The sequence below is a fragment of the Vibrio sp. V39_P1S14PM300 genome (assembly GCF_009904765.1).
GTDB classification, from domain to species: domain Bacteria; phylum Pseudomonadota; class Gammaproteobacteria; order Enterobacterales; family Vibrionaceae; genus Vibrio; species Vibrio proteolyticus.
In genome coordinates this window covers 1-1,366 of the sequence record NZ_WXWP01000133.1, presented here as the reverse complement: position 1 = coordinate 1,366, position 1,366 = coordinate 1, and the positions used below count along the sequence as shown (strand labels likewise).

Here is a 1,366-nt window from a genome sequence, read left to right as displayed (position 1 = left end):
ATGCAAAAACCTTAAAACCGACACTTTTTACTGCTAAATTTTCAAGGCACATAACGCCGCGTTAAGGGGCAGCAACGCGCTACCACCAAACTTCAAATGACCACCGTAAACACAAATGCCAAGATTTAAGCCAAAGTCGCCACGCGTTGACTGTCCCTCTTGAACGCCTTGTTAGCCGTTTAGACGCCAACGATTGAAAAATGATGACTTGCAATATTAAAGCCTTCACGCAAGTAGAACTTATGTGCAGGGAAACGCTGGACACCAGAATCTAGATGGATTTGCTCACAACCCATTTCTAACGCATACGATTTAAGCCAATTGATGAGAAAACTACCCACCCCTCGCGAGCGAAATTGAGAGTTCGTCACCAAGTCTTCGATATAAATATGCTTGCCCCACGCTAGCTTTTCACCAACACTGAAGCCAGCTACAGCAAGCACACCTTCTGATGATTTAACGTAAACGACTTTATAGCCATTTAATTGCTGCTTCTCGACTTGGGCAGACAAAGAGTCTAAATCGTAGTTTGGGCGAAGTTGCAATAACACTTCCATTACTAAAGCATAATCAGAGTTTTTCTCTAAGAATTGGACTTCCATGTTTTCTCCATTTTGACGGCTAACGCCGCATTAAGGTGTGAGTGACGCTTGGCTATACTTGAGCGAAGCGAAAATGCCAAGCGTTGCGAATCACTCTTAAATGCTTTGTTATAGCTATTGTTCACCTTCCCAACCAAGTATTACGAAGATAGAGTTCGCTGTATCATATAGGTTATGAAGGCTAGCAATAAAGACTGCAATCAGACCAGACTCTAACAATGGCCTTATATACTGATTCGAGTCAGTTACAGGCTTGCTCCCAAGCAATACTAAGAACATAATGGCTAGTACTATAAAAACTAATTGCTCGACGATAGAAAGTTTTAATTGCCCTAAAGTCGCAGAGAAATTCCCGCCGTGACGTTCAATAATTTCCCTCAATTTTGTCATGACAACGCTGCCTGTCGTTGTGTTAATTGCGAGTAACGCAATTAACAACGTGATCAAATTATTACTTAAGAACGACACAAGAAAATTGGACTCTATTAGGCTGCATAAAAAGCGAGTCAGGACACCTAACACAATGAATAACGAGCAACTTTTCAAGTAATCAATAATCATGGCCTCAAAAATCCTAGTAACGCTTCTAACGATTGCGCATTTAAATTCTCTACCGTCAATTCATCTAGCTCCACTGTTCTGTTAGTTTTTTGAGTGTGAACCGACCTTTTAAACCCATTTATTTTTAATGATATATCACCGCCTCCCTCGGAAGCATATTCGACAATACCATCAATGACCTCATTGTCATCTCTGATTTCTAA

Annotated in this window: 1 protein-coding gene and 1 pseudogene; both read right to left on the bottom strand. The window is 40.8% G+C overall.

The genetic code is table 11. From position 1 onward, the window contains the following. Positions 1-179 precede the first annotated feature (179 nt). The gene (locus CAG65_RS06380) at positions 180-602 is read right to left on the bottom strand and encodes a GNAT family N-acetyltransferase (RefSeq protein WP_161452910.1); all 423 of its coding nucleotides are present in this window, start codon (positions 600-602) and stop codon (positions 180-182) included. A 557-nt stretch (positions 603-1,159) separates the two neighbouring features. Continuing rightward, positions 1,160-1,366, bottom strand: a pseudogene (locus CAG65_RS22195) (hypothetical protein); the annotation flags it as partial.